The 5837-nt window shown below is 44.9% G+C and carries 6 protein-coding genes; all 6 read left to right on the top strand.

All coding sequences use genetic code 11. From position 1 onward, the window contains the following. The first annotated feature begins 307 nt into the window (after nucleotides 1-307). The 6 genes from Q0Y54_RS11185 (at nucleotide 308) to rpsO (ending at nucleotide 5609) form a co-directional block, all read left to right on the top strand. On the top strand, nucleotides 308-1597 hold the full coding sequence (locus Q0Y54_RS11185) for a bifunctional diguanylate cyclase/phosphodiesterase (protein ID WP_297967838.1): 1290 nt from the start codon (nucleotides 308-310) through the stop codon (nucleotides 1595-1597). 330 nt (nucleotides 1598-1927) lie between these two features. Beyond that, nucleotides 1928-3337 (top strand): acetyl/propionyl/methylcrotonyl-CoA carboxylase subunit alpha, encoded by a 1410-nt coding sequence (locus Q0Y54_RS11180; protein ID WP_297967835.1) that lies wholly within the window; start codon nucleotides 1928-1930, stop codon nucleotides 3335-3337. Nucleotides 3338-3656: 319 nt separating this feature from the next. Then, nucleotides 3657-4580: a bifunctional riboflavin kinase/FAD synthetase gene (locus tag Q0Y54_RS11175; RefSeq protein WP_297967832.1), complete on the top strand. Its 924-nt coding sequence runs from the start codon at nucleotides 3657-3659 to the stop codon at nucleotides 4578-4580. A 22-nt stretch (nucleotides 4581-4602) separates the two neighbouring features. Then, nucleotides 4603-4848: a hypothetical protein gene (locus Q0Y54_RS11170; protein ID WP_297967829.1), complete on the top strand. Its 246-nt coding sequence runs from the start codon at nucleotides 4603-4605 to the stop codon at nucleotides 4846-4848. Continuing rightward, nucleotides 4845-5189, top strand: a complete 345-nt coding sequence (locus Q0Y54_RS11165) for a peptidoglycan recognition family protein (protein ID WP_366072708.1) — start codon at nucleotides 4845-4847, stop codon at nucleotides 5187-5189. The genes Q0Y54_RS11170 and Q0Y54_RS11165 overlap by 4 nt, the downstream gene beginning before the upstream one ends. Nucleotides 5190-5342: 153 nt before the next feature. Next, nucleotides 5343-5609, top strand: a complete 267-nt coding sequence (gene rpsO / locus Q0Y54_RS11160) for a 30S ribosomal protein S15 (RefSeq protein ID WP_039210015.1) — start codon at nucleotides 5343-5345, stop codon at nucleotides 5607-5609. Nucleotides 5610-5837 lie beyond the last annotated feature (228 nt).

Below are 5837 nucleotides of genomic sequence, written 5' to 3'. Positions count from 1 at the left end.
TGCTTTACTCCCACCTAAGAGGAGGGAGTCTTAGCACCCGTTAGCATCGGATAAATTATTTTTTTATTATTGTCTTATTTTAAACCAATTGATAAAATATATTATAATAGAAGGGGTATAATCCATATTTACAAGGTTTGATTGAACATAAAAATTGTGAACCAGGAAGGATAACCAGTTGGTTAACCATAAATTTCATGGTGATGTGGTATATATTTTTGTGAAGAAAATGAGTACACTTAATAAGTACCTTTGAATGCAACAGAAAAGCATATCGCAGTGGCGCATTTTGGAGGAGTGATTATTTATGTATTTGGCAAAGATACATTTTTGGCTGGCCGGTGTGGCAGAAGGCTATAGAGAGTTTTTTCAGGGCATTGCACCTATGGAGCGGTTTGAACACCAGTTTTTCACCCTGGGAGCCATGGAAGAGCTGCAAAAGGATATTTCACCAAGTGTTAAATGTGTTTTGATTGTAGATGATAAGGCTGGTTTTTCGGTGGAGGAGCTGCAGTCGGTTGCAGGTAAGGTAAAGGTGGTTTATTGTATAGAGCGTGTGGATTTGCTGTCGGAGGAAATCCTTTCCCTGGTGGATTATTTGTGGTCAATGCCCCTGACACCGGCCCTGTTGCAGTTCCATTTTAAAAAGCTTCAGCAGCTGCTGAAGCTGGAGAAGGATTTGTGGCTGACTGAAACCTATCTGGACAATACCATTGACCCGGTACCTGATCTCATATGGTATAAGGACATCCGCGGAGCACACTTGAAGGTTAATGATGCCTTTTGCAAGGTGGTGGACAAGACCAAGGAGGATATTGCCGGCCGGGGTCATTGCTATATTTGGGGACTGACGCCGGAGGAATATGCCCAGGGTGAATACGTCTGCATGGAGACTGAGGAGGAGGTTATTCAGAAGGGTACCACCTGCCTCTTTGATGAACAGGTGAAAACCTCAGAGGGTATGCGCTTCCTTCTCACCTATAAAACCCCAATACGGGATGAGGATGGGTCCATTATAGGTACGGTGGGCATGGCCCGGGATGTGACCAAGGAACGGGAATATCAGCAGAAGATTTTGGAAATGGCCCAGCAGGACGCATTGACTGGGCTGTCCAATCGACGTTATATGGAGACCTTTGTCAAGGAACGGCTGGAGCAGGGAGATGTCCAGCAGCAGACTTTCATATATTTTGATTTGGATCATTTCAAGGCAGTCAACGATACCTTTGGTCACGCCATGGGTGACCGGGTTTTGGTAGGTGTGGCAGCACACATGAAGGAGGCCTTTCAGGATGCCCTCTTGGTGCGGCTGGGAGGCGATGAGTTCCTGGCTGTAATGTTTGAACAGGTATCAGTTGAGAACGTCTGCAAGCGAATAGAGGAATTTATCGATAAGCTCCAGAATTATTTTGAAAAATGTCTTGATATTCATTACATATCCACTAGTGCAGGTGTTGTGGTAGGCGATGGCAATGCAACTATGGATGAAATGATGCGTAAAAGCGATGTGGCCTTGTATGTGGCCAAAAATGCCGGACGGGCCTGCTGCAGAGTTTACGACCCATCCATGGAGCAGGATGGCAATCCAATAAAGTAACCTAAAAATAACCTATTGATAGTTATCCCCTTTCTCAGCATTATTGAGAAAGGGGGTATTTTTTATTTTTACGTAAAGTTGTATGATAAATATTAGTGACAATAGGACTTTTAAGCTAGTTTGTTAATTTTTAATATACCTGATTTCGTTAATCAAATTAAGTTTTATAACAATAAGTTTACAATCGACTTGTAAACTTTAAGATATATAAGACAATAATATATCTTTTTGTTGACTAATATATATTAAGCAGTATAATTTAGTTGTATGATGAATTTCGAGGTGTATTTATTATTGATAGGAATTTAAATTTTTTTAGGAGGGATTACCGTGTTTAAACGTGTTCTTATCGCCAATAGGGGCGAAATAGCAGTTCGCATTATCCGTGCCTGTCAGGAGCTGGATATTGAGACTATTGCCATATACTCCGATGCTGACGCCAATGCCCTGCATGTCAGGCTGGCAGACAAGGCAGTAAATGTTGGAGGTCCCGATGCTAAGGATAGCTATCTCAACCAGGAGGCAATTCTTGACGCTGCCATCAAGACCCATGCGGATGCAATCCATCCAGGTTATGGCTTTTTATCTGAGGATGCGGATTTTGCCGAGCGGGTTACAGATGAGGGTATAACCTGGATTGGCCCTATGCCGGAAACAATACGGCTGGTTGGCGATAAGGATGTTGCCAGAGCCTCTATAGAGCCCTCAGGAATTCCAATGGCCAAGGGCAGCAATCCGCTGACCAGCAATGAAGAGGCCATTGAAGTTGCCAAAGAGGTGGGTTATCCTGTTATATTAAAGCCAGTTTCCGGCGGTGGCGGCAAGGGAATGTGTGTAGCCCACGACGAAGAGGATTTAAAAAATATTCTTAAAATGTTGGTGGATGTAACCAAGCATAAATATTATTTTGAGCATTTTATAGAGCGGTCCCGTCACATTGAGGTTCAGGTAATTGCGGATAATTACGGTGAGGTCCTTCATCTTGGCGAGCGCGAATGCTCTCTCCAGCGCCGCAATCAAAAGCTGTTGGAGGAGTCTCCTTCCATTGCCCTGACCCAGGATATGCGTAATCGGGTGGGTGCTTTGGCTGTAAAGGCTGCCAAGAGCGTTCATTATTCCAACGTAGGTACGGTGGAATTTTTGCTTGATTTGTCCGACAACGAATTCTATTTCATGGAGATTAATCCCCGTATACAGGTGGAGCACGGGGTTACGGAGGTAGTAACCGGTATTGATATTGTTCGGACCCAGATTTGTATTGCTGCCGGTGAATCCCTGGATTTTACCCAGGAGGATGTTCATTTTACGGGACATGCTATAGAGTGCCGCATAAATGCAGAGGATCCTGACAAGAATTTTATGCCTAGTCCTGGGCAAATCACCTTCCTTCATGAGCCCAGTGGTCCCCGGGTACGCTTTGATTCGGGCGTAACGGCGGGCTTGTCCATTGAACCATATTATGATTCGTTGATTGCCAAGATCATCGTTCATGGCCGCAACCGCGGTGATGCCATAAAAATTATGGAGCGTGCTCTCCATGAATTCCATATCGAGGGTGTAAAGACTACCCTGCCACTTCACAACAAAATTCTTAATGACAATTATTTCCGTACCGGCAACATTGATACCCAGTTTATTAAAAAACGGATGCCGGCTTATGTGGCTGCTCCTAAGAAGATGAAGGGAATGAGTGATAGAGAGCTGGCACGGGCCATTATTGAAAGTATGTATTTTGCATAAAACTCAAATATTTCCAGTTTCAGAAAATCGGGCTGATCCTTCAGTCCGATTTTTGCTATAGCTGGGCCCAGTCCTGAATTAATTTGGCAAAAATCATGGAGGTCTAAAGCTGCAGCTGAGTAAGCATCATTTTCCTTATTTTTGTAAATTTACTCTATTCATTAAATGCATATCCGGCAATGATAACCCTTGGTCACAGGTCCATAACATCGGATATCCGGCTAAGGGCCGTGAAAAATCTAATCTGTAAAAATTTGCCTTTGAAGTTTCTAAAATGTATAATAATACTGTTGAGTATTTCTATCAGGTGATTGTTTTAATGCAGATTTTCAATAAATTTAGTGACATAAAAAGCTTTCTGAAGGGGCGTAGAACCGCCATTGCCCTTGGGACCTTCGATGGGGTACATATTGGTCATCAGAGTATAATTGGACAGGCCATGATCTTGGCCAGGAGCCATGGACTGCTGAGTGTGGTGTTTACCTTTAGTAATCACCCATTGTCGGTGGTGGCTCCGGAACGGGTGCCGGTGCAAATTGGTGATAATATTTCCAAGGCGGAATTTTTGAAGGAAATGGGCGTTGACCTATTGTTGAATGTTGCCTTTTCTGAAAAATTGTCCAAGGAAAGTCCGGAGGCTTTTCTGGAGAAATTGAAGGACAGCTGTAATGCCAAATACGTTGTTACCGGGCCAAATTTTACCTTTGGCTATAAGGGAAAGGGCAATACCCGCATGCTAAGCCGGGTAGCCGGCTCCTATGGCTTTAAGGCAGAAATCGGTGAGGCAGTACAGCTAAATGGGCGAATGGTAAGCTCTACCCGCATTCGGGGGCTCATCGAGGACGGCGATTTGGAGCTGACCAATGAATACCTGGGACGACCCTTCAGCTTTGGGGGACGGGTTATTCATGGAGATCAGCGGGGACGTACCATAGGCTTTCCCACTGCCAATCTGGCCATTCCGGACAAACGGGCTATGCTGCCCAATGGAGCCTATGGGGTGTATGTGATTATTGATGGGGAGCAATTCAAGGGAATAGCCAATGTGGGCAACAACCCGACCTTCGAGGGCTGCAATCGCCGCCTGGAAGTACATGTACTGGACTTTACAGGGAATTTATACAATAAACCTGTTACAGTGCAATTTGTCAAAAAACTTCGGGATGAGAAAAAATTCAGTGGTATTGAGGCTCTGGTAAAGCAGCTTCATGCCGATGAGGAGAAGGCAAGACAGATTCTTTAAAAAGGTAGTGCTTTTACATATAATGAACAGACGCAGCTTTATAAAAAAGACGGTGGGTCTGGTGCTGGGACTAAGCCTGATATCGTTGCCAGAGCTGGCATCCTGGGCAGCAGCGGCCACTAAGTGGGGCAGGACCCGTTTTCGTATACAGGAAAATGATTTTTGGTTCGCCGAAGAACCGGAGAGACGAGCTCAGACCAACAGAATAATCGTTCATCATACCGGAACCGGTACAGACCGTGATATGTCGGCAGCTGGGCCGGTATAGGCTATCATTACGTAATAAGGAAAAACGGTACCATCGAGCGGGGCCGGGGCTGGAATATGGTGGGTGCCCACGCTAGTGGCAATAATGGTGATTCAGTAGGAATATGTGTAGCCGGCAACTTTGATGTGGGCTCTCCCACTGAGGCCCAGATAAGGTCCCTGACCAATCTGTTGACTGCTTTATGTGGTATGTACAACCTCATTCCCGATGAAATGGGGGTAATGGGACATAGGGACGTCAATGCCACCTCCTGTCCCGGCAATATGCTTTATGCCATGCTGCCTCAGGTCCGTAGGCGGGTAATGAAGAATATGGGGCTTAACCTGCCGGAGGACGAATAGGAAACAGAAATTAGTTCTTTACAAAGCAGTTTGTTTGTAGTATACTTTTAAAAGTGTTCACTGTGAACATGTAGTTTATCCCTTGCTAAGACCTGGACGACTCCGACCTTGCCTCAGCTTGTGGAAGTTTGTAAAAAATAGGAGGAATTTTCAATGTTAACCAACGAAGCAAAGCAGGAAATTATGCAGAAGTATGCAGTTCATGAGGGCGATACCGGATCTCCTGAGGTTCAGATTGCTGTTCTCACTGCCCGTATTTCTTATCTCACCGAGCATCTCAAGGAGCACAAGAAGGATCATCATTCCCGTCGCGGCCTTTTGAAGATGGTTGGTCATCGTCGTCGCCTGCTGGCATATCTGAACAAGAAGGATATTGAGCGTTATCGTGCAATCGTATCCAAGCTTGGTCTCCGTAAGTAATTTAAAATCAGATTAGGAATTTGGGGCTGTCCCACTAAGAAAAGTGTGGTGATGGCCCTTTTCTATGCAAAAAGTGTGGAATAGAAGCTATATTCCACATTTTTTTATTGGAGTTGACCGCCTGGTTGCGACGCGAAGCTAGTCCTGAAAGGGCGACGCGAAGCTAGTCCTGAAAGGGCGACGCGAAGCTAGTCCTGAAAGGGAAACGCTAATTGGAAGATTTTTCTT

The sequence above is a fragment of the uncultured Anaerovibrio sp. genome (assembly GCF_947302755.1).
Lineage (GTDB): Bacteria > Bacillota > Negativicutes > Selenomonadales > Selenomonadaceae > Anaerovibrio.
This window is presented reverse-complemented; position numbering and strand designations above follow the sequence as displayed.

What these genes read in the sequence shown, in the direction of transcription:
- Q0Y54_RS11175 (WP_297967832.1), top strand. Translation starts at nt 3,657, where the DNA reads ATGCAGATTTTCAATAAATTTAGTGACATAAAAAGCTTTCTGAAGGGG.
- rpsO (WP_039210015.1), top strand. Translation starts at nt 5,343, where the DNA reads ATGTTAACCAACGAAGCAAAGCAGGAAATTATGCAGAAGTATGCAGTT.
- Q0Y54_RS11170 (WP_297967829.1), top strand. Translation starts at nt 4,603, where the DNA reads ATGAACAGACGCAGCTTTATAAAAAAGACGGTGGGTCTGGTGCTGGGA.
- Q0Y54_RS11185 (WP_297967838.1), top strand. Translation starts at nt 308, where the DNA reads ATGTATTTGGCAAAGATACATTTTTGGCTGGCCGGTGTGGCAGAAGGC.